Origin of the sequence: Pseudomonas sp. 203-8, from assembly GCF_020708595.1 — a bacterium.
GTDB classification, from domain to species: Bacteria; Pseudomonadota; Gammaproteobacteria; order Pseudomonadales; family Pseudomonadaceae; genus Pseudomonas; species Pseudomonas aeruginosa.
Map to the genome: position 1 here is coordinate 20,383 of NZ_JAJFDF010000010.1, position 24,293 is coordinate 44,675.

At 68.6% G+C, this 24,293-nt stretch carries 21 protein-coding genes; 4 read left to right on the forward strand and 17 right to left on the reverse strand.

The genetic code is table 11. From position 1 onward, the window contains the following. Positions 1-6 precede the first annotated feature (6 nt). Positions 7-597 (reverse strand): TetR/AcrR family transcriptional regulator, encoded by a 591-nt coding sequence (locus LJF27_RS22830; protein WP_003113746.1) that lies wholly within the window; start codon positions 595-597, stop codon positions 7-9. Positions 598-743: 146 nt separating this feature from the next. Between LJF27_RS22830 and LJF27_RS22835 the strand changes: the two genes are divergently transcribed. Continuing rightward, positions 744-1,949, forward strand: a complete 1,206-nt coding sequence (locus LJF27_RS22835; RefSeq protein ID WP_003117816.1) for an MFS transporter — start codon at positions 744-746, stop codon at positions 1,947-1,949. Here the strand turns inward: LJF27_RS22835 and LJF27_RS22840 are convergent. Beyond that, entirely contained in the window at positions 1,913-2,983 is a 1,071-nt protein-coding gene (locus LJF27_RS22840) for a CTP synthase C-terminal region-related (seleno)protein (protein ID WP_003089287.1), read from the reverse strand. The two genes, LJF27_RS22835 and LJF27_RS22840, sit on opposite strands and share 37 nt — an antisense overlap. Positions 2,984-3,069: 86 nt before the next feature. On the opposite strand from LJF27_RS22840, the gene LJF27_RS22845 reads away from it, so the two are divergent. After that, positions 3,070-3,966, forward strand: coding sequence for a LysR family transcriptional regulator (locus LJF27_RS22845; RefSeq protein WP_023116860.1), 897 nt, complete (start codon positions 3,070-3,072; stop codon positions 3,964-3,966). Between the two features lie 72 nt (positions 3,967-4,038). Here the strand turns inward: LJF27_RS22845 and LJF27_RS22850 are convergent, their stop codons facing one another. The 8 genes from LJF27_RS22850 to ptxS all read right to left on the reverse strand — a co-directional run bounded on the left by LJF27_RS22850 (position 4,039) and on the right by ptxS (position 13,226). Continuing rightward, positions 4,039-5,358, reverse strand: coding sequence for a cytochrome c (locus LJF27_RS22850; RefSeq protein WP_023116859.1), 1,320 nt, complete (start codon positions 5,356-5,358; stop codon positions 4,039-4,041). Positions 5,359-5,369: 11 nt separating this feature from the next. After that, positions 5,370-7,145 (reverse strand): GMC family oxidoreductase, encoded by a 1,776-nt coding sequence (locus LJF27_RS22855; RefSeq protein ID WP_003110747.1) that lies wholly within the window; start codon positions 7,143-7,145, stop codon positions 5,370-5,372. Between the two features lie 2 nt (positions 7,146-7,147). Beyond that, positions 7,148-7,864, reverse strand: a complete 717-nt coding sequence (locus LJF27_RS22860; protein WP_003110746.1) for a gluconate 2-dehydrogenase subunit 3 family protein — start codon at positions 7,862-7,864, stop codon at positions 7,148-7,150. 167 nt (positions 7,865-8,031) lie between these two features. Beyond that, on the reverse strand, positions 8,032-9,018 hold the full coding sequence (locus LJF27_RS22865; protein WP_229601885.1) for a 2-hydroxyacid dehydrogenase: 987 nt from the start codon (positions 9,016-9,018) through the stop codon (positions 8,032-8,034). An 18-nt stretch (positions 9,019-9,036) separates the two neighbouring features. Continuing rightward, entirely contained in the window at positions 9,037-10,344 is a 1,308-nt protein-coding gene (locus tag LJF27_RS22870) for an MFS transporter (RefSeq protein WP_003113740.1), read from the reverse strand. A 62-nt stretch (positions 10,345-10,406) separates the two neighbouring features. Beyond that, the gene (locus LJF27_RS22875; RefSeq protein WP_019681710.1) at positions 10,407-11,357 is read right to left on the reverse strand and encodes a sugar kinase; all 951 of its coding nucleotides are present in this window, start codon (positions 11,355-11,357) and stop codon (positions 10,407-10,409) included. Continuing rightward, a complete protein-coding gene (locus LJF27_RS22880; protein ID WP_003113739.1) occupies positions 11,350-12,132 on the reverse strand; it encodes a sugar phosphate isomerase/epimerase family protein in 783 nt (260 codons plus the stop codon). The genes LJF27_RS22875 and LJF27_RS22880 overlap by 8 nt, the downstream gene beginning before the upstream one ends. Positions 12,133-12,203: 71 nt before the next feature. Then, the gene (gene ptxS / locus LJF27_RS22885; RefSeq protein ID WP_023116858.1) at positions 12,204-13,226 is read right to left on the reverse strand and encodes a transcriptional regulator PtxS; all 1,023 of its coding nucleotides are present in this window, start codon (positions 13,224-13,226) and stop codon (positions 12,204-12,206) included. Positions 13,227-13,788: 562 nt separating this feature from the next. Between ptxS and ptxR the strand changes: the two genes are divergently transcribed. Next, positions 13,789-14,727, forward strand: a complete 939-nt coding sequence (gene ptxR / locus LJF27_RS22890) for an HTH-type transcriptional regulator PtxR (RefSeq protein WP_003089264.1) — start codon at positions 13,789-13,791, stop codon at positions 14,725-14,727. 232 nt (positions 14,728-14,959) lie between these two features. On the opposite strand, the gene pvcD is transcribed toward ptxR, so the two are convergent. From pvcD to LJF27_RS22920, 6 genes are all read right to left on the reverse strand, one after another. Continuing rightward, complete coding sequence (gene pvcD / locus LJF27_RS22895; protein ID WP_023116857.1) at positions 14,960-15,607, reverse strand: paerucumarin biosynthesis heme-binding protein PvcD; 648 nt, start codon at positions 15,605-15,607, stop codon at positions 14,960-14,962. Further along, positions 15,600-17,102: a paerucumarin biosynthesis protein PvcC gene (gene pvcC, locus LJF27_RS22900; protein ID WP_003089259.1), complete on the reverse strand. Its 1,503-nt coding sequence runs from the start codon at positions 17,100-17,102 to the stop codon at positions 15,600-15,602. The genes pvcD and pvcC overlap by 8 nt, the downstream gene beginning before the upstream one ends. A gap of 51 nt (positions 17,103-17,153) precedes the next feature. Beyond that, entirely contained in the window at positions 17,154-18,029 is an 876-nt protein-coding gene (pvcB, locus tag LJF27_RS22905) for a paerucumarin biosynthesis oxygenase PvcB (RefSeq protein WP_003122753.1), read from the reverse strand. Between the two features lie 17 nt (positions 18,030-18,046). After that, positions 18,047-19,033, reverse strand: coding sequence for a paerucumarin biosynthesis protein PvcA (gene pvcA, locus LJF27_RS22910; protein WP_003089256.1), 987 nt, complete (start codon positions 19,031-19,033; stop codon positions 18,047-18,049). 214 nt (positions 19,034-19,247) lie between these two features. Further along, a complete protein-coding gene (locus LJF27_RS22915) occupies positions 19,248-20,234 on the reverse strand; it encodes an asparaginase (RefSeq protein WP_003120144.1) in 987 nt (328 codons plus the stop codon). A 99-nt stretch (positions 20,235-20,333) separates the two neighbouring features. Beyond that, the gene (locus tag LJF27_RS22920) at positions 20,334-21,779 is read right to left on the reverse strand and encodes an alanine/glycine:cation symporter family protein (RefSeq protein ID WP_003113731.1); all 1,446 of its coding nucleotides are present in this window, start codon (positions 21,777-21,779) and stop codon (positions 20,334-20,336) included. 168 nt (positions 21,780-21,947) lie between these two features. Between LJF27_RS22920 and LJF27_RS22925 the strand changes: the two genes are divergently transcribed. Then, the gene (locus LJF27_RS22925; protein WP_003117809.1) at positions 21,948-22,766 is read left to right on the forward strand and encodes a transcriptional regulator; all 819 of its coding nucleotides are present in this window, start codon (positions 21,948-21,950) and stop codon (positions 22,764-22,766) included. A gap of 132 nt (positions 22,767-22,898) precedes the next feature. On the opposite strand, the gene lpdA is transcribed toward LJF27_RS22925, so the two are convergent. Then, positions 22,899-24,293 (reverse strand): dihydrolipoyl dehydrogenase, encoded by a 1,395-nt coding sequence (gene lpdA, locus LJF27_RS22930; protein WP_003120146.1) that lies wholly within the window; start codon positions 24,291-24,293, stop codon positions 22,899-22,901.

Sequence of the window (24,293 nt, forward strand, 5' to 3'; positions counted from 1 at the left end):
GGCTTTTCACTCCATGAGCAGGCCGTCGAGCAGCACGTCCAGGGCCTGGCAGGCCCTGGCCAGGCTCTCCGGCGGGTGTTCGGCGTTGGCGATACGCAGGGCGGCGTCCACCAGCGCGCCGTTGAGCAGCCAGGCCAGGGCCTCGGCGTCGGTGCGGCGGACGCGCCCGCTGTCCATCAGTTCGCGCAGTTGCCCGGTCATCGAGCTTAGGCAGCGCAGTTGGCTGGCCTCGCTGCTGGGGCTGCCGAGGATGGCCGGGGCATCGCGCAGGACGATGCGCTGGATTTCCGCTTCCAGGGCCATTTCCAGGTAGGCCCGGTTGTAGGCACGGAAGCCGCTCCAGAGGTCCTCGCCGGCAGCCAGGATGGCGCCGAGGCGAAGATTCATCTCGTCGTCGATCTGCTGCACCACCGCGGCCAGCAGGCCTTTCTTGTCGCCGAAGTGGTGATACAGCGCGCCGCGGGTGAGGCCGGCGCTGGCGGTCAGTTCGTCCATCGAGGCGCCGGCGTAGCCGTTGTCGGCGAACGCTCGGCGCGCGGCGTCGATCAGCTTGGCGCGGGTTTCCTCGATCATCTCGGCGCGAGGCTTGCGGGCCATGCGAGGTCTCCGGGTGGCGAAGGGGCTTCAGGATAATTGACATACGCTGCGTATGTCTCCATGATTTTTGACATACGCAGCGTATGTGAATTTCGTCTTCTCCCGTCGTCGCCGGTTCCGCTGGAGCCGGCCAGCCGAGGCTTTCCATGAGCAACCCCTATCTCGAACTGTTCGCCGCGCCCGGCGCCAAGGGCTTTTCAGCCGCCGGCCTGCTGGCGCGGATGCCCCTGTCGATGACCGGCCTGGGCATCGTCACCATGCTTTCCCAGGTGCATGCCGACTACTGGCTGGCCGGTACCGTGGCGGCCACCTTCGTGTTCTGCAATGCCTTGCTCGCGCCGCAGGTATCGCGCCTGGTGGACCGCTTCGGCCAGGGCCGGGTGCTGCTCCCGGCCGCGCTGGCCAGCGCCCTGGCGATGAGCGCGCTGTTGCTGTGTACGCACTATCGAGCGCCGAATGCCTGGCTCTACCTGTTCGCCTTGCTCGCCGGGGCGATGCCGAGCATGCCGGCCATGGTACGGGCGCGCTGGACCGAGCTGTACCGGGGCTCGCCGAAGCTGCACACGGCGTTTTCCTTCGAATCGGTGATGGACGAGGTGTGCTACATCATCGGGCCGGTGCTGGCGGTGAGCCTCAGCGTCGGCTGGTTCGCCGAGGCGGGGCCGCTGCTGGCGACGCTGTTCCTGGTCGCCGGGGTGAGCCTGTTCAGCCTGCAACGCGGCACCGAACCGCCGCTGCATGCCCATCCGCGGCGCCGCGCCGGCAGCGCGCTGGCCTATCCGGCGGTACGCGTGCTGGCGCTGGTGCTGGCCGCCATCGGGGTGATCTTCGGCGCGGTGGAAGTGGTCAGCGTGGCCTTCGCCGAGGCGCACGGCAACAAGGCTGCGGCAAGCCTGGTGTTGTCGGTCTATGCCGTCGGCTCATGTCTCGCGGGATTGCTGTTCGGGCTGCTGCGCTGGCGCCTGGCGCTTTCCCGGCAACTGCTCTGCATGGTTACGCTGATGGCCCTGAGCCTGATGCCGCTGCTAGGGGTGGAGAGCATCCTTGCGCTTGCCCTGACCGTGCTGGTGGCCGGCTTCAGCGTGGCGCCGACGATGATCCTGGCCATGGGCCTGGTCGAGCGCGCGGTGGACCCGGCGCGCCTCACCGAAGGCCTGACCTGGGCCATCACCGGGCTGGGCATCGGCATGGCCTTGGGCTCGGCGCTGGCCGGTTGGGTGGTGGAGGGCTACGGCGCCGCCAGCGGTTTCCTCGTCGCGGTCGGCGCCGGCTGGCTGGCCTGGCTGCTGGCCCTGGCCTGCTTCCGGGTGCTGGCTCAGGACGAGGCCGGAGACTGCGCGGTGTCCGGCTGAGCCGGGAAGGCGTATTCGCGTTCGACCCGGGCGATCCGCGCGCTGAAACCGGCGTACCAGTCGCGCCGGCCGCGCGCCTGGGCGTCGCGGTGCTCCGCGTGGCGGCTCCAGGCACGGATCGCCGCCTCGCTGTCCCAGTAGGAGACGGTGATGCCGAAACCGTCGGCGCCGCGGACCGACTCCACGCCGAGATAGCCCGGCTGGCGGCTGGCCAGTTCCAGCATGCGCTCGGCCGCTTCGGCGTAGCCGTCGTCGACGGCGCTGCGATGGGAGCTGAAGATCACTGCGTAATAAGGTGTCGGGCCGCGCCGGGGACGGTCGCGGCGCTGCGTCCGGCACGCCTCGACGAATGCCTTCGGCAGTGGCGGCAGGACGCCGGCCAGGGCTGCCCGCTCGGGTTGGAACAGGGTGGCGACGAAGAACGGATGCTGTTCCAGCTCCACCGCGCGGATCGCTCCGTCGGCGCTCCAGGCGCTGGCCCGCAGTGCGCCGCCGGTAAGTTCCGCGGCGAAGCGCGGGGCGATTGCGTAGCGGCAATGGTAGTCCGCCTCGATCCAGTCGGCGGCATACGCCAGGGCCAGGCGCGAGCCGCGCAGCAGGCGGACTTCCTCGCGGGCTTCGAGCAGAGCGCAGGGCAGGGCGGCGATCACCGCCTGGTCGCTGTGCGGATGCTCCTCGCCATGGGTCGCCGCCTGCCAGCCGAGGGCGTTGCGGGCGAACTCGAGGATCGTGTGCTGGAAGCCGGCGCAGGTACCGAGGAACGGCCGGCGCCGGCCCCGGGCATGGGCGATCAGGCGCAGCACCGCGTCGGCGTCGCGATAGGGGCTGCCCGGCACGCACCAGAACCCGTCATAGCGCTCCAGCGCCGGCTCGGCGGGCAGGCGGTCGCTGGCCAGCCAGTCGAATGCGATCTCCAGGCCGAGTGCCTCGCCGGCCAGGCGCAGGGCCAGGGGAATCGCCCGGTGGGCGGTGATGTGCGGGTCGTGGTCGCCGACCAGGGCAATGCGCAGCGGCGCCGCGGGAGGGGTGGACATCCGTTTTCGCTCCAGTTTCGCCACGCCGGTTGGCGGGCCCTGGCGCTCACTCTATAGTTGCGTTTCCGCACTCGATATCGGCGCCAATGCAAAAGATAAATGCACCGCTGCAATATCGCCTGGACCATGCCGATCTTGCCCTGGTCCTCGCCCTGGTTCGCGGCGGCAGCCTGGCGCGGGCCGCAGAGTTGCTCAGGGTCGATGTGTCGACGGTCTTCCGGGCCATCCGCCGGCTGGAGAAGAACCTCGGCAAGGCATTGTTCGACAAAAGCCGCAGCGGCTACCTGGCGAACCAGACCGCCCGCCGTCTGGCGCAGCAGGCGGAACTGGCGGAGCAGGCGCTGGAGGCGGCGCGCATCGGCCTCGAACTGGAGCGCGAGGTGCTCAGCGGTACCGTGCGCATGACCTGCTCCGACGCCGTCCTGCATGGCCTGCTGCTGCCGGCGCTGGCGCGCTTCATGCCTGGCTATCCGGCCCTGCAACTGGAGCTGGCGACCTCCAACGACTTTGCCAACCTCAGCCGGCGCGACGCCGACATCGCCCTGCGCATGACCCGCACGCCGCCGGAACACCTGGTCGGGCGCAACCTCGGCGAGGTGCGCTACGTGCTCTGCGCCAGCGAACGCTACCTGGAGGGCCGCGACGCGACGGAGCCCGCCATGCTGCACTGGATCGCCCCGGACGATTTCCTTCCCGACCACCCGAGCGTGGTCTGGCGTCGTCGACACTATCCCGGGGTGCTGCCGGCCTACCGCTGCAACGGCGTGCTGGCGGTCGCCGAGATGGCCCGCGCCGGCCTCGGCCTGGCGGCGATCCCTGCCTACCTGCTACGCGACGGCGACGGCCTGCGGGTACTGGACGCCGACCTCGAGGGCTGCGCCAGCGCCCTGTGGCTGCTGACCCGTCCGGACTGCCGGGCGTTGCGCTCGGTGGTCGCGTTGTTCGACGAGCTGGGGCGGCATGTGCGATTGGGAGATGAGTGAAGGGGTGGCCGTGCCTGGTATGGCAACCCTCTCCCGCGAGCGGGAGAGGGGCTGGAATGGCAGGCCTGGCGCTCAGCCGCGATCCGCCGCGGCCGATCCCGGCGGCGGAATGTCGCCCACCGCCGCCGCGCCGGTGTCCTTGCGCAGGCGCCTGACCTCGTCGACGCTGACGCTTGGCGCCTGGTTGCCCCAGCTGGTGCGGATGAAGTTGACCACGTCGGCGATCTCCTGGTCGTTCATCCGCCAGCCGAACGGCGGCATGGTGAAGCTCGACGGTGCCTGGTGGGTGGCCGGCAGGGTGCCGCCCTTGAGCACGATGTGCACCAGGGAGGTCGGGTCGCTGCCGGTCACTACCGGGTTGCCGGCCAGGGCCGGGAAGACCCGCGCATAGCCCTTGCCGTCGGTGCGGTGGCAGGCCCCGCAGTTGTCGACGTAGAGCGCCGCGCCGGTCTTGCTGTCGTCGCCGTGGAACAGTGCCTGGGCTACGCTCTCGTCGTAGACGTGCGGCTGGTCGGCGGGGTCCGCCGGCGGCAGCGACTTGAGGTAGCGGGCGATGGCGGTGAGGTCGGCGTCGGTCATGTACTGCATGCTGTGCACCACCACGTCGGACATGCCGCCGAACACCGCGCTGCGCTCGTTGCGGCCGGTACGCAGGAAGCTGACCAGGTCGGCTTCGCTCCAGCTGCCCAGTCCGGTCCGGTGGTCGCCGCGCAGGCTCTTGGCGATCCAGTTCTCCAGCGGCGCGCTGCCGGACAGGTAGGCCGCGCCATCGCTCGCCGCCAGGGCCTTCTCCTGCATGCCCAGCCCACGCGGGGTATGGCAGGCGCCACAGTGGCCAAGGCCTTCGACCAGGTAGGCGCCGCGCGCCAGCACCGGGTCCTGCCCGGCGGCGGCCTGGAAGTCCTTCACCTCGGGAGCGAAGGTCCAGCGCCAGAATGCCAGCGGCCAGCGCATCGACAGCGGCCAAGGGATGTCGCTGGCCTTGTTGGGCTGCTCCACCGGCTCCACGCCATGCATGAAGTAGGCGTAGAGGGCGCGCATGTCCGCTTCGCTGACTCGCGCGTAGGACGGGTAGGGCATCGCCGGGTAGAGCGTGTCGCCGGACCTGGCCACGCCGTGGCGCACGGCACGGTCGAAGTCCTCGAAGCTGTAGTCGCCGATGCCGGTCTTGCGGTCCGGGGTGATGTTGGTCGAGTACACCGCGCCGATCGGCGTTTCCATCGGCAGGCCCCCGGCGAACGGCTTGCCGTCCCTGGCGGTGTGGCAGGCCACGCAATCGCCGGCGCGGGCCAGGTATTCACCCTGCCTGACCAGGGCCGGGTCCGGCGCTGCGGCGGCCTGGGCGATGCCGCAGGCGAGGGCGGAGAGGGCGAGGAAGGCTGTCGGTTTCATCGTTGCGCTCCTCATGCCTGCACCAGCGGACCGGGGTTCTTCAGGTATTGCTCGCGGATCGCCTTGGCCGACCAGTAGGCCAGCGCCGCCACCAGCCCAGTGGGGTTGTAGCCGGTGCCCTGGGGGAAGGCCGAGGCGCCCATGACGAAGACGTTGTGCACGTCCCAGCTCTGCAGGTAGCGGTTGAGCACGCTGGTCTTCGGATCGCTGCCCATGATCGCCCCGCCGAGCAGGTGGGTGGTCTGGTAGACCCGTGTATTGAAGTGGTCGCCGAAGTTCTTGACGCTCACCGAGATGGCCTTCGGGTTCATCGCTTCGGCGATCTTGCGCATGTGCTCGGTGACGTAGCGGCTCATGCGGATCTCGTTGTCCTTCCAGTCGAAGGTCATGCGCAGCAGTGGCTGGCCGTAGGCGTCCTTGTAGGTCGGGTCGAGGTCGAGGTAGTTGTCGCGGTAGGTCATGTTGCTGCCGTGGGCGTCCATCGACACGGTGTGCGTGTAGGCGTCCTTGACCGCCTGTTTCCAGCCGCTACCCCAGCTCGGCGTGCCGGGCGGCACGGCGAGGCCGCCGATCGGCTTGGAGCCGGCCTGGTTGACCCACATTGGCGAGCCGCCGACGAAGCCCAGCGGTCCGTGGTCGAAGTTGTCGGCGTTGAAGTCGTCCACCGCCACGCCGCCACCGCCGGTGCCGACGAAGGGGTTGGTATGCACGTCCTTGTCGAAGAACGCCTTGATGGTGGCCATGTTCTGGTAGGCGAAGTTCTTTCCCACCACGCCCTCGCCGGTGCGCGGGTCGTAGGGCTTGCCGATGCCGGAGAGCAGCAGCAGGCGCACGTTGTGGAACTGGAAGGCGCTGATGATCACCAGCTTCGCCGGCTGCACGATCTCGCGCCCCTGGGCGTCGACGTAGGTCACGCCGGTGGCCTGCCTGCCGTCGCTGTCGAGGTTGACCTTGAGCACGTTGCAGTTGGCGCGCAGTTCGAACAGCGGGGTCTGGCGCAGCGCCGGCAGGATGTTCAGGTTCGGCGAGGCCTTGGAATACATGTAGCAGGCGTAGCCGCTGCAGAAGCCGCAGAAGTTGCACGGCCCCATCTGCACCCCGTAGGGGTTGGTCCAGGGCCCCGAAGCGTTGGCCGCCGGCAGGTCGTAGGGGTGCAGGCCGAGTTCCTCGGCGGCCTTGCGGAATAGTTGCGCGGAGTACACCTGGCGCAGCGCCGGCAGCGGGAAGTCGTCCGAGCGGTCGGCGGCGAACGGATTGCCCTTGCCGACCACCTGGCCCTTGACCGTATGCGCGGTGCCGGAGGTGCCGAAGACCTTCTCGGCGAAATCGAAGTGCGGCTCCAGCTCTTCGTAGCTGACCCCGTAGTCCTGGATGGTCATGCCTTCGGGGATGAATTTCTTGCCGTAGCGTTCCTCGTAATGGCTGCGCAGGCGCAGTTCCTCGGGCATGATCCGGAAATGCACGCCGGACCAGTGCAGGCCGGCGCCACCGACGCCGTCGCCGGGAAGGAAGGCGGAGAGCTGACGGTAGGGCAGCGCGGTGTCGTTGATCCCGTGGCGGATGCTCACGGTGCTCTTGGAGAGATTCTGGAACAGCTTGCCGCGTGTGTTGTAGGTCAGCTCGTCGAGGGTGTTCGGGTAGGCGCCGTCGGGATAGGTATCGCGGTTCTCGCCGCGCTCCAGCGCCACCACGTTGAGCCCGGCCTCGGTCAGCTCCTTGGCCAGGATCGCTCCGGTCCAGCCGAAGCCGACCACCACCGCGTCCACCGGTTTGAGTGTCGTCGCCATGTTCAACCCCTCTCGCCGGAAATCGCCACCGGCGGGAAGGGATACTTCTCGCCGCGGTCGGCCCAGTCCATGAAGTCGGCGCGGGCGCCGGGGAAACCGACCAGCTTCCAGCCCACCAGGCCGCGATTGCCGCCGTGCTGCGGATCGGAGAAGAAGCCTTCGTGGGTGTTTTGCAGCAACTGGCCGAAGAGCAGCTTGGCCGGCAGGTCCTGCAGGTCGATCTGGCCGGCTTCCAGGCGTTGCAGGATGTCGTCCTGCGCCGACGGCTCCAGCTCGGCGAACGGCTTGCCCTGGTTGGCCTTGCTCCAGCGTTCCAGGGCGGCGATGCCGACCCGGTAGATGTCGCGTGGCACCAGCTTCAACTGATGGCCGAACTCCGGCGCGGCGTCGGTGACGAACGGCCCCTGCATGTACCAGAGTGCGCCGTGCCCGTAGGGGGTTTCCATCTGTCGGTCGATGAACTCCGGCACCCCGGCCTCGATGGCGCCGGGGCCGTTGTCGTCGCTGGGGATCAGTCGCGCCACCGCGGCGTTGACGAAAGCCCATTCGGTGTTGGTGAAGAAGCGAGGCTGGTAGCGTTCGCGGGGTTTGTCCTGCTCGGCGGCGGGCGTCTGCATGGCATGGCCGACGCCATAGCCGGCCAGGGTCACCGCCGGGATCACGGTCAGGGTCTTGCGCAGGAAGTCGCGGCGGCCGTTGACGGCCTTGTCATCGGGCATGGTGGGGTCCTCTCTGGATCATCACGGTTTCGTCTTTCTGATAATGATTAGCAGGCTAATTATAAGTTCATGTGTCACGTTGAAAAAACGTTTCAGCAAGGATTCAGGCAGGCCAATACCGGCAAGTGAAGCAGAACGGCGCGCCGGGCGTCGGCCCGGCGCGGCCTTCAGGCGCCTCGCCGTCGCGCCCAGGCCGAAGGATTGACCAGGTTCAGCGGCCGCTCGCCGGCGAGGGCCGCCAGCAGGTTGTCTACCGCGCAGCGGGCCATGGCTTCGCGGGTTTCCTCGGTGGCCGAGCCGATGTGGGGAGTGGCCACCACGTTCGGCAGGCGCAGCAGCGGCGAGTCGGGAGACAGCGGCTCGCGCTCGAACACGTCGAGGCCGGCGGCGCGGATCCGCCGCTGGGCCAGTGCCTCGATCAGGGCCGCCTCGTCGACCACCCGGCCACGGGAGATGTTGATGAAGATCGCCTGCGGGCGCATCCGGGCGAACTGCGCGGCACCGATCAGGCCTTCGGTGGCGGCGGTCAGCGGCAGGGTCAGGCAGACGAAGTCGGATTCCTCGAGCAGCGCGTCGAGGGGGCGGTAGCTCGCTGCGTAGCGTTCTTCGACGTGGGGCTTCGGGCTATGGCTGTGGTACAGCACGCGCATGCCGAAGCCGTGGTGCCCGCGCCGGGCCAGGGCCTCGCCGATGCGGCCCATGCCGACGATACCGAGGGTCTTGCCATGCACGTCGGTACCGAACTGGGCGGCGCCGACGCTCTTCTTCCATTCCCCGGCGTGCACCCAGCCGGCCAGTTCCACTACCCGCCGGGCTGTCGCCAGGATCAGCGCGAAGCCGGTGTCGGCGGTGGTCTCGGTGAGCACGTCGGGGGTATTGCTGAGGAGGATGCCGCGGCGGTCGAGGTAGTCGATGTCATAGTTGTCGACGCCCACCGAGACGCTGGCGATGGCTTCCAGTCGCGGTGCCAGGTCGAGCAGTCCGGCGTCCAGGCGCAGGCTGGCGCCGAGCAGGCCGTGGGCCTCGGGCAGGGCGTCGCGCAGGCGGGCCAGGCCGTCGCGGCCGGGCTCCTCGACCAGGAGCACCTCGACCCGTTCGCGCAGGCGTTCCATCAGGGGCGCGGAGAGACGTTTGTAGAGAACCACTTTCTTCATCGGATGCTCCGGAGTCGGTCAGGGGTGGGCCGGCGCGGCCCGCCGCGAGGCGTGCGCGCGAGCGGCATCGGGCTCGCGCTTGTCGGCGTGCGGGTTGAGGAACACGGTGAGCAGCACCGACAGCAGCAGCGCTCCGCTCATGAACAGATAGGAAGCTCCGGGCCCGCCGGTGATGCCGTTCAGGTAGCCGACCAGCCAGGAGCCGGAGAACGAGCCCAGCGCGCCCATGCTGTTGATCAGCGCCATGGCGCCGCCGGCGACGTTGGCCGGGAGGACTTCCGGGACGATGGCGAAGAACGGTCCGTAGGGCGCGTACATGCAGGCCCCGGCCAGCACCAGCAGGGCGTAGGACAGCCAGAAGTGCTCGCTGCCGAGGGCGTAGGAACCGTAGAAGGCGATGGACGCGATGAGCAGCGGCGGCCAGACGAAACGCTTGCGTTTCTGCAACCGGTCCGAGGCCCAGGACACCCCGAGCATGGCGATCACCGCCGCCAGGTAGGGCAGCGCCGACAGCCAGCCGGCTTCTATGATGTCGATGTTGGCGCCGTGCTTGAGGATCGACGGCAGCCAGAGGACGAAGCCATAGACGCCGATGCTCCAACAGAAGTACTGCAGCGAGAGGACGATGACCTTTGGCGAACGGAACGCCTCGCGGTAGTTCTTCACTGGCTTGATGCCCTGCTGCTCGGCGGCCAGGGCGTCTTCCAGGTCGCGTTTTTCCGAGCCGCTCAGCCAGGCGGCCTGGCGCGGGCGGTCATCCACCAGGCGCCACCAGATGAAGGCCCAGATCACCGCCGGCAGGCCTTCGATGATGAACATCCAGCGCCAGCTGAAATGCTCCACCAGGTAGCCGGAGACCACCGACATCCAGAGGATGGTCACCGGGTTGCCGAGGATCAGGAAGGTGTTCGCCCGCGAGCGCTCGGCGCGGGTGAACCAGTGGCAGAGGTAGACCAGCATCGCTGGCATCACCGCCGCCTCGACCACGCCGAGGAGGAAGCGGATGCCGATCAGCAGATAGACGTTGGCGACCATCCCGGTCAGGGTGGCCAGTCCGCCCCAGAGGATCAGGCTGACGAAGATCAGCTTCTTGACGCTGCGCTTTTCCGCGTAGATCGCCCCCGGCACCTGGAAGAAGAAGTAACCGAGGAAGAACAGCGCGCCCAGCAGCGAGGACAGCCCGGGGGTGATCCGCAGGTCGTCGGCCATCCCGGAGGCGGCGGCGAAGCCGTAGTTGGCGCGGTCCAGGTAGGCCAGGCTGTAGGTGACGAAAACGATCGGCATGATGTACCACCAGCGGCTGCTGGCGAGGCGAGGCATGGTCATGGTCGGGTATCTCCTGAGCTTGTCTTGTTCTTGTCGCAACAGGTGCCGCGTGGGCGGCGGGTTCAGGCGCTCCTGCGGCGCTCGCGGTCGAGCAGTTGGCTGCGTTTCGGCAGCCCCTCCATGTCGCCGCGGACCTGTACCGCGCGGCTGCCGATCCAGTTGCCGCGCGCCACCGCGTCGGGCAGCGGCAGGCCTTCCAGCAGCGCGCTGACCACCCCGACCGCGAAGCCGTCGCCGGCGCCCACGGTGTCCACCACGGTCGCCACCGGCACGCCGGGGACCAGCCCTTCGCCGTGGGCATCGCGATAGTAGGCGCCGCTCGGGCCGAGCTTGATCGCCACCGCGTCGACGCCCATGTCCAGGTAGAACGCGGCGATATCCGCGGGTTCCTGCCAGCCGCTGAGCAGGCGGCCTTCCTCCAGGCCCGGCAGGACCCAGTGGGCATGCGCGGCGAGGGCGTTGATCTCGGCGATCATGCGGCGCTCGCTGGGCCACAGCGAGGGCCGCAGGTTGGGGTCGAAGGACAGGCTGGCGCCCTTGCCGCGCATGCGCCGCATCAGTTCGTGGGACAGTTCGCAGGCACTCGCCGAGAGTGCCGGCGGAATGCCGGTGGCGTGCAGGTGGCGGGCGCCGAGCATTTCTTCGCGGATATGGGCGAGGCTCAGCCGGCTGGCCGCCGAGCCGCGGCGGAAGTACTCGACCCGCGGGTCGGCACCATCGACCTCGCGGGACTTCATCTGGAACCCGGTGGGCGCTTGCGCGTCGACCTCGACGAAGCGGCAGTCGAGGCCCTCGCGGGTCAGGCTGTCGAGTACGAAGCGGCCGAGCGAGTCGTCGCCGACCCGGCTCAGCCAGGCCACCGCGAAGCCGAGGCGGGCGAGGCCGATGGCGACGTTGCTGTCGGCGCCGGCGATGCGCTTGCCGAACTGCTCGACCCGGTCCAGTTCGCCGGGCTGTTCGGCGACGAACATGGCCATGGTCTCGCCGAAGCAGAGGATCTCGAAGTCAGCCATGCTGGCGTTCCTCCTGGGGCTGGCCGAGGCGGGCGAGGGCGGCGATGTGCCGGCGGCTGAGACTGAGCAGGTCGTCGCCCTGCAGCGGGTATTCGATGGCCCGCGCCACGCCTTCCGGGAAATGCTGCAGCAGGCGCTGCCAGTACTGCAGGTCGGCGGCCGACGGCGGCACCGCGACCAGCTTGCCGTCGCGGTTGCGGATCACCGCCTTGCAGTGCACGTAGCCGACATAGCGGCCAAGGCGCAGGGCGGCTTCGTCGGCCGCCTGCTCCTGCCAGCGCCAGTTGCCGATGTCGAAGGTCATCGCCAGGTCCAGCTGCTGGCGTTCGGCGAGGCGGAAGAAGCGTTCCAGCACCTCGATCCGGCCGCCCTGGGGCGTCTGGTCGTTCTCCACCAGCAGTTGCAAGCCGTGGCGCGCCAGGCGCCGGCCGAGGGCGGCGAGATCGGGCTGTTCCGGCAGAAGGCCGAGCGAGACCTTGAGCCATCCGGCTCCGCAAGCTTCGGCGCGGCGCAGGGTCGGCTCCAGCTCGGGGTTCAACTGGCCGTCTTCGCGCCACAGCTCGAGGGGTGAGGAGAACACGCACTCCAGCCCCTGCAACTGGATGGCGGCGGTCAGCGCCTCGGTATCCGGCGGGCCGGCGAAGAGTTCCTCGCGCAGTTCCACGCGCTGCGCGCCGGCCATCGCCAGCAAGGGCAGGAAGCTGGCCTGGCCGCGACTGCGAACGAGGTCCGCGCCATAGCTGGAAAGACTGATGGAGACGGGGTGAAGGGACATTGGCGATCCTCTGAAACCGGTTTCATTTCAAGCCGTGCGAAAGCCGCCGGCAACGCGCCGGCGGCGGGCCGCTAGCCGCGTGGATGGGTCGAGCCGCGAACGATCAGTTGCGCCGGGAAGGTCACCCGGCGCGCCGGCTCGCGGTCGCCTTCGAGTCGCGCCAGGAGGCGCTCGAAGGCGGTGCGGCCGATTTCGGCGGTGGGTTGGGCGAGGGCGGTGATGCCGCTGGCCACCAGTGGGTACCAGTCGAGTTCGTCCAGGGCCAGCAGGCCGACCTCATCGAACAGCCGGCAGCCGAGGTCGCGCAGTTGGCGGGTGGCGCAGAGGGTGGCGACGCCGTTGCAGGTGAACAGCGCCTTCGGCCCGGGGCCGCTGGCCGAAAGGAAGGCGCGCAGGCCGTCGCGGAAGAAGTCGTCGGTTTGCAGGACCTGGCCCTTGAGCGCCGGTCGCCGGCCGATGGAGGCATTGAAGGCCTGGACCCGCTCGATCCGCGAGCTGGTGCCGTCGAGCGGTTCGGTGACCAGCAGGATGTCGCGGAAGCCGCGGTGCTGCAGGTGGTCGAGGGCCTGTTCGACGGCGTCGGCGTTGTCCAGGCCGACCAGGTCGGTATCCAACTCGGCCAACTGGCGGTCCACCAGCACCATCGGCAGTTCGCGGTGCAGGGCGCGCAATTCGCCGGGATGGTGGCCGAGGGTGTTCACGATCAGTCCTTCGACGTTGTAGGACTGCAGGGCGGCCAGGTGATGACGCTCCTGCTCGTCGTCGCGGTCGGTATTGCACACCACCAGGCTGTAGCCGTGTTCGCGGCAGGCGGTTTCCACGCCATGCATGACGGCCACGGAGTAGGGGTTGAGGATGTCCGCCACCAGCATTCCGATCAGCCGTGTGCGCCCGCGCTTGAGGCCTCGGGCCATCTGGTTGGGGCGGTAGTCGAGCTGGTCGATGGCGCGCTCGATGCGCCGGGCGGTGGCATCGGCGAGCAACTGGCGGTCGCCGCCGATATAGCGCGACACGCTGGCCTTGGAGACGCCGGCGGCCTCGGCCACCTGGTTGATGGTGACGCGGCCACGGCTGGGCAGTACTGAACCATTCACGGACCTGGTACCTCTTGGTGCTGTTCTTATTGGTGTGTCCGGCTGGTCTTCGCCAGCGGATGCCAGGAGTTGAAACCGGTTTCAGAAAATACCAGAAGGCCGATGCCCGTCAACGGGAAAAAAACGCCTACCGGGGCCGAGCCAGGCATGAGGCCAGGACGTTGTTCATGAAAACCGAATAATCGTTTCGAATGATGGTTTGCAATTATTAATGTCGAATGGAATGAATGTGCCATATCTCCATAAATAAAAAGGAAGTTTGTCCAATACTTGAGAAACTACTTTAAGAAGGTTTTGTCGGTAGAAAGCGATCAATCAGGCGAGCTTCGCTGACATGAAAAGCACCCGGCCGACCGTCTGAAGCAGTTCTCATTTATCGGAAAACGAAGGTGGCGCGCTGAAACTTATGCGCGCCTGGCGGTCTTTATCGACGACCTGACCGCCCGGTCGCGTCATCACGCTCACCGATCGTTGCGGGTCCTGTCGAATGCCGCCGTTCCGTCGCAGCAGGATTTTTCGACAAGACCCGTCCGGACCCACTTCCCGGCTAAGGAATGACAGGATGAGCGCCGCCCTGGAGCGATTGAATCATCTGAACCTGAATCACTTGTATGCCTTCGTCGCCGTCGCCGAACACAACAGCTTCACCGCCGCGGCGGAGGCCCTGGGCTTGTCGAAATCGCTACTCAGCGAGCAGTTGCGACGCCTGGAGGCCGACCTCGGGATCCAGTTGCTGACCCGTACCACCCGTCGCATGACCCTTACCGATCGCGGCGAACTGCTGTTCGGCGTGGCCCAGCGCATGCTCGGCGAGCTGGACGGCGCGCTCTCCGATGTGCGCGACCTGCAGGGCGAGCCCAGTGGCCGGTTGCGCATCACCGCGCCGCAGGACTTCGTCAAGTGGCACATCAGCAGCGTTTCCGCGGCGTTCATCCGGCAGTTTCCCAAGGTCCAGGTGGAAATGCTGGCCGATGACCAGTTCAGCGATCTGGTCGGCCAGCGCATCGATCTCGCGGTACGTATCGGCTGGCCGCGCGACTCCGGCCTGCATGCCAGCAAGCTGTGCGACTTCCAGCAGGTTGCCGTGGCGACGCCGGGATACCTCGCCGGCCTGCCGCCGGTGCTCCAGCCGCACGACCTGGCGCGTTGCGAATGGATCGGCCATACCCGCCTGAGCACGCCCTGGACCTGGACCTTCGAACGCCAGCGCGAGCGTGCCACGGTACAGACCCGAGGGCGCCTGCTGGCGAACAACACCCTGGCGGTGTACCGCCTGGTGCTCGACGGTGCCGGCGTCAGCGTGCTGCCGAGCTTCCTGGTAGCCCGCGAGATCGCCCGCGGACGGCTGGTCCGGCTGCTGCCCGGTTGGCGCCTGCCGCAGGGCGGCATCTATGCCCTGTACCCCTCGGCGCGCTACATGCCGGTGCGGGTCAGGGCGTTCATCGAGTCGCTGCGCGAGCATCTCGGTCGCGAGCCGTTCCGCCTGGCGCAGAGCGAATGAGGCCGGGCATCCGTGCCTGGGGATAGGGCGAATAACGCCACCGGCGTTATCCGCCGCCGACGTCATGGATAGGCGGCGGATAACCGCGAGCGGTTATTCGCCCTACGGATCGGGCTTCGGCAGCATCTCGGTCGCAAGCCATTCCAACTGGCGTAGGGCGAATAACGCCACAGGCGTTATCCGCCGCTGGCGTCGCGGATAGGCGGCGGATAACCGCGAGCGGTTATTCGCCCTACGGCCCCAGGCTGCCCAGGTAGCCGGCGAGCGCCTGGATGTGGCTATCCTCCAGGCCGCCGGCGACCGCGCGCATGGTCGCGCTGTTGCCGCGCTTGCCGTCGCGGAAGCCGTGCAACTGGGTTGCCAGGTATTCCGCCCATTGCCCGGCCAGGCGCGGCGCCTTCAGCGCCGCCAGGCCCTGGGCGGCGGGCCCGTGGCAGGTGACGCAGGGCGGTACGCCGCGCTGCGCCAGGCCGTTCTCGAAGAGCTGGCGGCCGTGTTCGCGTTGCCTCGGGTCGGCCAGGGTCTGCTCGCCGGCACTCATGCGCTGGGCGGCGAACCAGGCGGAGACGTTGACCACGTCCGCCGCGCTCAGCTCCTCGCCGCGGCCGTTGGTGGCCGGGTTGCGCCGGCGCTGGGTCTTGAGGTCGTAGATCTGCTTGTACAGGTATTCCCGGTCGAGCCCGGCGAGCTTCGGGTAGCTGCGGTTCGGCCGCGGCCCGCCGTTGCCGTCGTCGTCGTGGCAGCGCGAGCACATTTTCTGCGCCATCGCCTTGCCGCGCGCCAGGTCGGCGGGCGCGTCCGGGCCCGGCACGGCGGCGGCCAGCGGCAGGGAAAGCAGGGCCGAGAGGCAGCCGGCCAGCCAGCGTTTGCGCTCAGTCATGCTGCCAGGGCCCCCGCAGCCAGCCGTGGATGTCGTAGTCGGCCATGCAGCGCTGGACCATCGCCTCGCAGTAGGCCAGGTGCCCGCGACGGCTGGCCCAGGCCAGCGAGTCGAGACGGATCTGCTCGGCATTGCCGGAATAATGGCTCTCATAGACCGCGTGGCGCGCGCCGAACTCGCTGCCGGTGGCGTCCCAGATCAGCTTGAACAGCTTCAGGCGCTGCTCCGGCTCCAGCTCGGCACCGCGGTAGTAGCTGTCCACCAGCCGCCGCGCCTCGCCGTCGCGCAGGTCGGCGGCGCCCGAGACGGTGACCAGCGGGGCGCCGCCGAGGGCGCTTTCCAGCAGCTCGCGGACCCGCTTCCAGATCTGCGGCACCTGGATGCGCAGGGCATTGGCGTACTCCAGGCGCGGCACCGCCGACCCGGCGGCGTTGCGCTCCGGGTCGCGGGCCATGGCGGTGGTCAGCGCCTGCAGCAGGTGCTGCAGGGCGATCAGCTCGCCGAGGGCAGCCTGTATCCCGCGGAAGCCCTGGGTGCCATTGGCGCGCACGCCGAGGGAAAGCAGGCCGATCATCAGCTCCAGCTTCACCCCGAGGCGGATGCCGGACTGGAAGTTGTACAGGTTGGCGAAGCCCGACTCGGCATAGAAGCCGGTGGCGCGGCGCAGGTCGCGGTAGACCAGGACGTCCTCCCAGGGAATCAGCGCCTTGTCGAACAGCAGCACGCTGTCGTTCTCGTCGAAGCGGCTGGACAGCGGATAGTCGAAGGGACTGCTCGCGCGCTCCTCGTAGGATGGCCGGCACATCAGGCGCAGGCCGGGGTTGTCCATGCGGGCGAAGAACACAACAGCGAAGTCCTCGGCCTTGCCGGCTTCCATCTGCGCCGAGGCGACCGGGGCGACGAAGGTGGCGTTGGTGATGGCGCTGCCGGTGGCGAGCATCTTCGCCCCGCTGACGACGATACCCTGGTCGGTCTCGCGTTCGACGTGGACGAACACGTCGCGCATCTCGTGGATCGCCTTGCTGCGGTCCAGCGGCGGATTGATGATCGCGTGGTTGAGGAACAGCCCGCGGTCGGCGAAGGCGCGGTGCCAGGCGCAGGCGTTCTGCCGGTAGTCGCCGTAGAAGCCGGCGCCGGCCTCCAGCCCGGACATGAACGCCGCCTTGTAGTCCGGGGTACGCCCCATGAAGCCGTAGGTCATGCGCGACCAGCAGCCGATCGCCTCGCGCGCGCCGAGCAGGTCCTCGGCGTTCTGCGCGGGGGTGAAGAAGCGGTGGCTGCGGCGACCCTGGGCATCGACCCGGGTGAGGACGTCGCGCTGCTCGCCGTGGAGGCCGTCGTAGAGCCCGGCGATACTGCGGCAGGCGTTGCGGAACGCCCTGTGCCGGGTGACGTCGGCGACCCGTTCTCCGTTGAGGTAGACCTGGCGACCGTCGCGCAGGCTGTCGAGATAGTCGGCGCCGGTCATCAGCGCGTTGGGGACGGAATGGCTCATGCTGGTTCCTTGTCGGGACGCCGGCCGTGGCGCGCACGGCCGGCGGGGCGGTCAGTCGCGCTGCAGGTGCGGGTTGCGCAGCGCCGGCTCGGCGTGGATATGCACCCGCCGCAGGTGGCGCGGCGCGCGGTGGGCGAAGGCCTCGCGACCGTGCAACAGGGTCAGGTTGTCGGCGATCACCAGGTCGTCGCTGCGCCAGCGGTGGGCGTAGTGCGCCTGTGGGTGGTACAGGCAGCGGCGCAGGCTGTCGAGCAGTTCGCCGCGCTGTTCCGGGGCGATGCCGTCGTAGTGGAACTCGGAGGGGTTGATGAAGCTGGCGTCGCCCTCGACCGGCGGTTCGCAGAAACGCAGGATGGGGAATTCGCGGCGCGGGTGGCGCTCGACTATCGGCGCCGCCGAGCGGCTGCTGTAGTGCGCCGCGCTGCGCTGGTACCGGCCGCTGGCGCGGCGCCAGAGTTCCAGCTCGCTACTGTCGGCCAGTTGCAGCGCCGCCGGGGTCGAGCTGAAGGTGGTGCGGCCGCCGTCGCTGTCGCCGGGCGCGTCGACACAGTGGAACACCTGGAATTCCGGGACCGTCTCCAGGTACATGCCGTCCCAGTGCAGCGGCACGTAGTTGTTGGCGAAGATGTGGTCCTCGGCGCCTTCCTGTTCCACCAGCTCGAGCACCGCGCCGAACGGCCACAGCATGACTTCGCCGAAGTCGTGGCAGTAGCGGGTCAGGCTCTCGGCGTCGGCGAAGGCGGCGAAGCCGCGCAGGAGCAGCAGGTGGTGGCTGCGAGCCAGGCCCTTGAGCCACTGCGCCGGCAGCTCGCCGACGTGCATGCCGGGGCGGCCGGGCTCCAGCAGCAGGCCGAAGCGCGGCTGGTTGCCCTGTTCGTCGCGCAGCGGCGAGAGACGTACCGGTTGATCGCTGAGATAGGCGTTCATCGTCTGGCTCCTCGGGCTCAGGCCACGGCGGCGCGCCGGGCGGCCCTGGCCGGCAGGCGGTAGTGACTGGGCTGGCCGTTGATCTGCACCAGCTCGCCGCCGAGTTCCAGCACCTCGCTGCGCTTCATCAGCACGAAGCGGTCCTCGGTGTTCACCGCCACGCCGTGCCAGGGCGTCAGCCAGTCGTCGCGGGTCGGCATCATGTGGATGCCGAACTTCAGACTGTCCGCCGGCTGCGGATGGATGGACAGGCGGATCGCGCGGGGGAACTGGTCGGCCAGCAGCGCGCCCCAGGCCCAGCTGCGCTGGATCACCCCGTAGGCGCGCTCCTTGGCGTCGCGTTGCAGGGCAGTCTTCGAGCCCTGGTAGTCGGGGGTCAGGCCGTCCTCGTAGAGGAAACGGGTGATGGCGCGGTACAGCAGCAGGCCTTCTTCGCTGGCCAGCAGGGTCTCGCGGATGCTTTCCAGCGGCTCGGCGTAGCCGTCGATCAGCAACTGGCGGAGCTGCTCGTGGTTGTCGCGCTGGGCCTCGAAGGCGCGTACGTCCTCCAGGTTGAACACGCCGATATGGGTGGCGCCGATCTCCTCGATCATCAGGCGCAAGGCATCCTGGTAGGCGCTGATGTGCGCATCGCCGATCCTCACCAGGTCGCCGAACACCCGGCCGTCGGAGCAGACGGTGATCTTCGCGCCCGGTGCATAGAACAGCTGGATGCGCTGGCACAGGTGGTTGAGGAACGACAGCGACAGGCGCTCGGCCATGTCCGGACGGCTGTCGAGAACCTTGCCGGGGTTCGGCGACTTGGCCGGAAACGCCGGCAGGACGAATTCGATGGGCTCGCCGGCTTCGATGAAGGCGGCGATGCGCGGCAACTGGACCTGTTCGATGCGGCGGATCTCGTCCGCTTCGCTGGCGCTCTGGCGATGCTCGGGGTAACGGCGGCGATAGAGCAACAGTTCTTTCAATACGCGTGCGGGAAGGGTGTCTTCGGCGATGGCGTACATGCAGGTGTTTCCTCCTTGTGGGCGGATGCCGGCGGGGCCGGCAGCGGAAGGCGACATCCTGTGGACTCGCCGCCGGGGGATAAACCGGGGAAGGCCGGAAACACTGTTCGCTGAAGCTTGACGATGGGCGCCGGGCACGGGCGGGCCGCCGGCGTTGTCGCGTATCGCGGGGAGGGCTGAAGGAAGCGGCCGCCGGCGGGCGGCCGCAGGGCGGTCAGTCGGCGTTCTCGCCGCACAGGTCGAGGGCGAACCAGCGTTGCGCTTCGTCGCGTCCGAGGCCGGCGCCGAGCAGGCCGAAGAGCTTGCCCAGGGCCGCCTCGCGGGTCATTCCGCCAGCCGAGAGCAGGCCGGCGTCGCGCAGGCGGCTGCCGGCGGCGTAGACGCCGAACTCGACCTGGCCGTAGGCGCACTGGCTGACCGCGGCGAGCAGCACGCCGCGGGCGTGGGCTTCGCGCAGCAGCGCCAGCAGCTCCTCGTCGTCGGACGGGCCGGTGCCGCTGCCATAGCATTCCAGCAGCAGCGCTTCCACGCCGCTGTCGAGCAGCCCGCGCAGGTGCGCGGCGCGCAGCCCTGGATAGAGCGGCAGCACGGCGAGGTTCACTTCCCGGCGCGGCTGGCGGTAGCCGAGCGCCGCGGGCGCCGGCGCATGCTCGGCGTGGCGCGGTCGCGGCAGTTCGGCGAAGGCGTCGAACGCGTCGCTGCGCAGCTTGCTGACTCGCGCGCCGTGCAGCAGGGCATCGTTGAAATAGACCTGTACGCCGCGCGCGTGGCCCTCCTGGAGGACGCGCAGGGCGCCGACCAGGTTGTCCCAGGCATCGCTGCCCGGCGCGCCGGCCGGCAGCATGGAGCCGGTCAGCAGCACCGGGATCGGCAGGTCGAGGAGCAGGAAGGACAGCGCCGCGGCGCTGTAGGCCAGGGTGTCGGTGCCGTGCAGGAGCAGCACGCCGTCGTGGCCGGCGTCGAGCGCGGCGACGATGGCGTCGCGCATCGCCAGCCAGTTGCCCTGGGTCATGTTGGCGCTGTCCAGCGGCGGTTGCAGTTCGGCGAAGCGCCAGCGCAGGTCCGGGGCGTCGCCGAGGCTTTGCAGGTGGTCGCGCATGCGCGCTTCGAAGCCACCGGCCGGAGCCAGTCCCTGAGGGGTCTGCAGCATGCCGATGGTGCCGCCGGTGTAGAGCACGAAGAGGTTCTTGACTGGGAGCATCCGTAATCCTTGTGTCGGGCCTTTTCGCGCCGGACGTGCGAAGAGGGGACACCATTGTGGCGCAGGCGCCGCTCCGGGGGGAGGGCGCCTGCGCGAGACTCAGCGATTGCCGCTCGGCAGCGGCTCGGCGTCCGCCTGCGCCGGGGGCTCGGCGCGCTGGCCGGCGGGCCAGGCTTCGCGGTCCAGGTCGAGGTCGGCGAACTGCGCCGAGTCGAACACCGGTTGCTTGATCCCGGCGCGGCGCTGCACGTCATAGTCGCGCATCACCCGCAGGCCGACCTTGAACAGCAGGGCCAGGGCCATCAGGTTGACGAAGGCCAGGCAGGTCATGGTGATGTCGGCGAAGGCGAACACGGTGGACAGGTCCTGCACCGAGCCCCAGACCACCAGGGCCAGCACCAGCGCGCGGTAGCCGATCAGCACCAGGCGGTTGCGGCTGAGGAACTGTAGGCTGTTCTCGCCCAGGTAGAAGTTGTAGAGGATGCAGGTGAAGACGAACAGCGACAGGGCCACGCTGACGAACACCCGGCCCCAGTCGCCGACCACCGCGGCCAGGGAGTTCTGGGTGAGGACGATGCCGTCGCCTTCGAAGCCCGGGGTGTAGAAGCCCGAGAGCAGGATCAGCAGGGCGGTGCAGGTGCAGATCACGAAGGTGTCGAGGAACACGCTGAAGGCCTGGACCACGCCCTGTGCCGCCGGATGGCGCACGGCGGCGACCGCGGCGACGTTCGGCGCGCTGCCCAGGCCGGCCTCGTTGGCGAAGACGCCACGCTTGACGCCCATCACGATGGCGCTGCCGAGCAGGCCGCCGAACGCCGGGTCTAGGCCGAAGGCGCTCTTGACGATGGTTTCCAGCATTGCCGGGACGTGCTCGATCTGGCTGGCGATGACGTACAGGGTGACGCCGATGTAGGCCAGGGTCTTGATCGGCACCAGCAGGTCGGAGACCGCGGCGATGCGCTTGATGCCGCCGATGAAGACCACGCCGAGCAGCACCGCCAGGGCGATCCCGGTGTGCTGCGGGGCGAAGCCGAAGGCGTTCTGCAGCGAATGGGTGACGGTGTAGGACTGCAGGCCGTTGAAGGCGAAGCCGTAGGTCACCAGCAGGAGTACCGCGAAGACCACCGCCATCGAGCGCAGCTTCAGGCCGTGCTGGATGTAGTAGGACGGGCCGCCGCGATACAGGCCGTCGCCGTCGCTGCGCTTGTAGACCTGGGCCAGGGTGCATTCGAAGAAGCTGCTGGACATGCCGACCAGCGCGGTGACCCACATCCAGAACACCGCCCCCGGACCGCCGAGGGTCACGGCGATGCCGACCCCGGCGATGTTGCCGGCGCCGACCCGGCCGGCGAGGCTCAGCATCAGGGCCTGGAAGGAACTGAGCTGGCCGGCCTGGCCGCGCAGCGATTCCCTGAATACGCCGAACATGTGGCCGAAGTGGCGGAACTGGACGAAACGCGAACGGATCGTGAAGTAGGCACCCAGGCCGACGATCAGGACGATGAGGACTTTTCCGGAAAGGAAATCGTTGAGCATTTCAAGCATGGAGGTCTACCTCGGTTCTTATTCTGGTACCGGCGTGCGCTGCGGCAGCGCCTTGGTGCGCGGCGCATGGTTGGCCATGACGCACCTGGTTACAATTTCGCGGGTTGCTCCTGCTTGATGCGACCTGATGCTAGAATCGCGTCCATAGCATCAGTTTTGGAGCCATCGATGTCCGAGCACCTGGGCGCCAATCTCAAGCTGCTTTGCAGCCATTACCGCTCGATTTCCGAGGTTTGCCGGCAATTGGCGATCAATCGCGCACAGTTCAACAAGTACCTCAGCGGCCAGAGCCAGCCGACGCCGTACAACCGCAAGCGGATCGGCGACTTCTTCGGCGTCGAGGACTACGAGCTGGGCTTGCCGCCCGAGCAGTTCGCCCGCCTGATCGGCGCCCGCACCAGCGCCCAGCCGCGCCAGCCCAGCAACGACCCGCTGTTGCGGCTGCTGCAACCGCTGCGCGCCGAGGCCGGCGACCTGGGCCGCTACTGCGGCTACTACTTCGAATATGCCAACTGCATGTCGGTGCCAGGCAGCATCCTGCTCTCCCTGGTGCATCTCTACGAGGAGGACGGCGTGTTCCTCTTCGAGCGCCAGGAACGCCAGGAGCGCACCAGCAGTACCGACGTGCAGGCGGAGGAGTGGGCGCGTTGCCGCTATCTCGGCGCGGCCTTCCAGTTGCAGGACCGGGTGTTCCTGATCGACTACGAGTCGCTGACCCTCAACGAGATGAGCCAGACCATCCTCATTCCCAGTTTCAAGAGCCGTATCACCCGCCTGAACGGCCTGAAGATGGGCGTTTCCAGCGGTGACCGGCGGACCCCGGCATGCAGCCGGGTGGTCTGGGAGTACCTCGGTGCGGAAATCAACCGGATCAACGCCTACCGCCAGGTGCGCCTGTACCGCCCGGACGATCCGCGGATCGACGAGGATATTCGCCAGCGCCTGGCGGCGGGGAGCTTGCGGCATGGGTTGCTGGAGACGGAGTGAGGGGCGGGGGATCGCGCAGGGCGGTGATACCTGCTGACGACCCGGTTCGCGGCCACGAAAAAAGCCCCCTTGCCCGACGGGCAAGGGGGTAATGTGCGCCGGTGGTTGGCCGGCTACCGAGGTTCGCGGGAATCAGATGTGCAGGGCGTGTCCCAGCGCGCGCAGGGCGGCTTCCTGGACCGCTTCGCCGAGGGTCGGATGGGCGTGGATGGTGCCGGCGATGTCTTCCAGGCGGGCGCCCATCTCCAGCGACTGGGCGAAGGCCGTGGACAGTTCCGAGACCGCCTTGCCCACCGCCTGCCAGCCGACGACCAGGTGGTTGTCGCGACGCGCCACCACGCGGACGAAGCCTTCGTTGGCCTCCAGGGTCATGGCGCGGCCGTTGGCGGCGAACGGGAAGCTCGCCACCAGGCAGTCCAGGCCGGCATCCTTCGCCTGCTCCGGGGACAACCCGGCGACCACCACTTCCGGATCGGTGAAGCACACCGCGGGGATCGCCACCGGGGCGAACTGGCGACGCTTGCCGGCGATCAGCTCGGCGACCATCTCGCCCTGGGCCATGGCCCGGTGCGCGAGCATCGGCTCGCCGGCGAGATCGCCGATGGCCCAGACATTGCGCATCGAGGTGCGGCACTGGTCGTCGACCTTCACCGCCCGGCCGTTCATGTCCAGGCCCAGGCTTTCCAGGTTCCAGCCTTCGCTGCGCGGCTTGCGGCCGACCGCCACCAGTACCTGGTCGGCGGCGATCTCGCGCTCCTCGCCGGCGCCGTCGCGGACCCGCACGCCGTTCTCGCTCGGGCCCAGCAGGCTGTGCCCGAGGTACAGCTCGACGCCCAGCTTGCGCAAGGCCTGGGCCACCGGCTTGGTCAGTTCTTCGTCGTAGCCCGGCAGGATGCGTGGTTGCGCTTCCACCACCGCCACCTCGACGCCGAGCTTGCGGTAGGCGGTACCCAGCTCCAGGCCGATGTAGCCGCCGCCGACCACCACCAGGCGCTTGGGCAGGCTGCCGGGCGCCAGCGCCTCGGTGGAGGAGATCACCTTGCCGCCCAGCGGCAGGATCGGTAGCTCGACGCTCTGCGAGCCGGCGGCCAGCAGCAGGTGCTCGCACTCGATGCGCTGGCTGCCGCCGCCGGCGAGTTCGACCGCCACGCTTTTGCCGTCGAGGATCCTCGCCCAGCCCTGGACGACATCGACCCCGTGTTTCTTCAGCAGCGCGGCGACGCCGCTGGTGAGGCGGTCGACGATGGCGTCCTTCCATTCCACGGTGCGGGCGATGTCGATGCTCGGCGCCTGTACCTGGATGCCCAGCGCCGACCGGCCGGCATAGTGGCGGGCCTTGAGGTATTCCTCGGCGGCGTGGATCAGCGCCTTCGACGGGATGCAGCCGACGTTCAGGCAGGTGCCGCCGAGGGCGGCGCCCTCCACCAGTACGGTGGGAATGCCCAGTTGCCCGGCACGGATCGCCGCGACGTAGCCGCCGGGACCGCCGCCGACGATCAGCAGGGAAGTCTTCAGGATCTGGCTCAT

Bases quoted from the DNA above. Each gene is read 5' to 3' on its own strand.
- LJF27_RS22845 (WP_023116860.1), top strand. From the start codon at position 3,070: ATGCAAAAGATAAATGCACCGCTGCAATATCGCCTGGACCATGCCGAT.
- LJF27_RS22875 (WP_019681710.1), bottom strand. From the start codon at position 11,357: ATGGCTGACTTCGAGATCCTCTGCTTCGGCGAGACCATGGCCATGTTC.
- LJF27_RS22925 (WP_003117809.1), top strand. From the start codon at position 21,948: ATGTCCGAGCACCTGGGCGCCAATCTCAAGCTGCTTTGCAGCCATTAC.
- LJF27_RS22860 (WP_003110746.1), bottom strand. From the start codon at position 7,864: ATGCCCGATGACAAGGCCGTCAACGGCCGCCGCGACTTCCTGCGCAAG.
- LJF27_RS22865 (WP_229601885.1), bottom strand. From the start codon at position 9,018: ATGAAGAAAGTGGTTCTCTACAAACGTCTCTCCGCGCCCCTGATGGAA.
- LJF27_RS22920 (WP_003113731.1), bottom strand. From the start codon at position 21,779: ATGCTTGAAATGCTCAACGATTTCCTTTCCGGAAAAGTCCTCATCGTC.
- pvcC (WP_003089259.1), bottom strand. From the start codon at position 17,102: ATGAGCCATTCCGTCCCCAACGCGCTGATGACCGGCGCCGACTATCTC.
- lpdA (WP_003120146.1), bottom strand. From the start codon at position 24,293: ATGAGCCAGATCCTGAAGACTTCCCTGCTGATCGTCGGCGGCGGTCCC.
- LJF27_RS22915 (WP_003120144.1), bottom strand. From the start codon at position 20,234: ATGCTCCCAGTCAAGAACCTCTTCGTGCTCTACACCGGCGGCACCATC.
- LJF27_RS22835 (WP_003117816.1), top strand. From the start codon at position 744: ATGAGCAACCCCTATCTCGAACTGTTCGCCGCGCCCGGCGCCAAGGGC.
- LJF27_RS22855 (WP_003110747.1), bottom strand. From the start codon at position 7,145: ATGGCGACGACACTCAAACCGGTGGACGCGGTGGTGGTCGGCTTCGGC.
- ptxR (WP_003089264.1), top strand. From the start codon at position 13,789: ATGAGCGCCGCCCTGGAGCGATTGAATCATCTGAACCTGAATCACTTG.
- pvcD (WP_023116857.1), bottom strand. From the start codon at position 15,607: ATGACTGAGCGCAAACGCTGGCTGGCCGGCTGCCTCTCGGCCCTGCTT.
- pvcA (WP_003089256.1), bottom strand. From the start codon at position 19,033: ATGTACGCCATCGCCGAAGACACCCTTCCCGCACGCGTATTGAAAGAA.
- LJF27_RS22850 (WP_023116859.1), bottom strand. From the start codon at position 5,358: ATGAAACCGACAGCCTTCCTCGCCCTCTCCGCCCTCGCCTGCGGCATC.
- LJF27_RS22840 (WP_003089287.1), bottom strand. From the start codon at position 2,983: ATGTCCACCCCTCCCGCGGCGCCGCTGCGCATTGCCCTGGTCGGCGAC.
- LJF27_RS22870 (WP_003113740.1), bottom strand. From the start codon at position 10,344: ATGACCATGCCTCGCCTCGCCAGCAGCCGCTGGTGGTACATCATGCCG.
- LJF27_RS22830 (WP_003113746.1), bottom strand. From the start codon at position 597: ATGGCCCGCAAGCCTCGCGCCGAGATGATCGAGGAAACCCGCGCCAAG.
- LJF27_RS22880 (WP_003113739.1), bottom strand. From the start codon at position 12,132: ATGTCCCTTCACCCCGTCTCCATCAGTCTTTCCAGCTATGGCGCGGAC.
- pvcB (WP_003122753.1), bottom strand. From the start codon at position 18,029: ATGAACGCCTATCTCAGCGATCAACCGGTACGTCTCTCGCCGCTGCGC.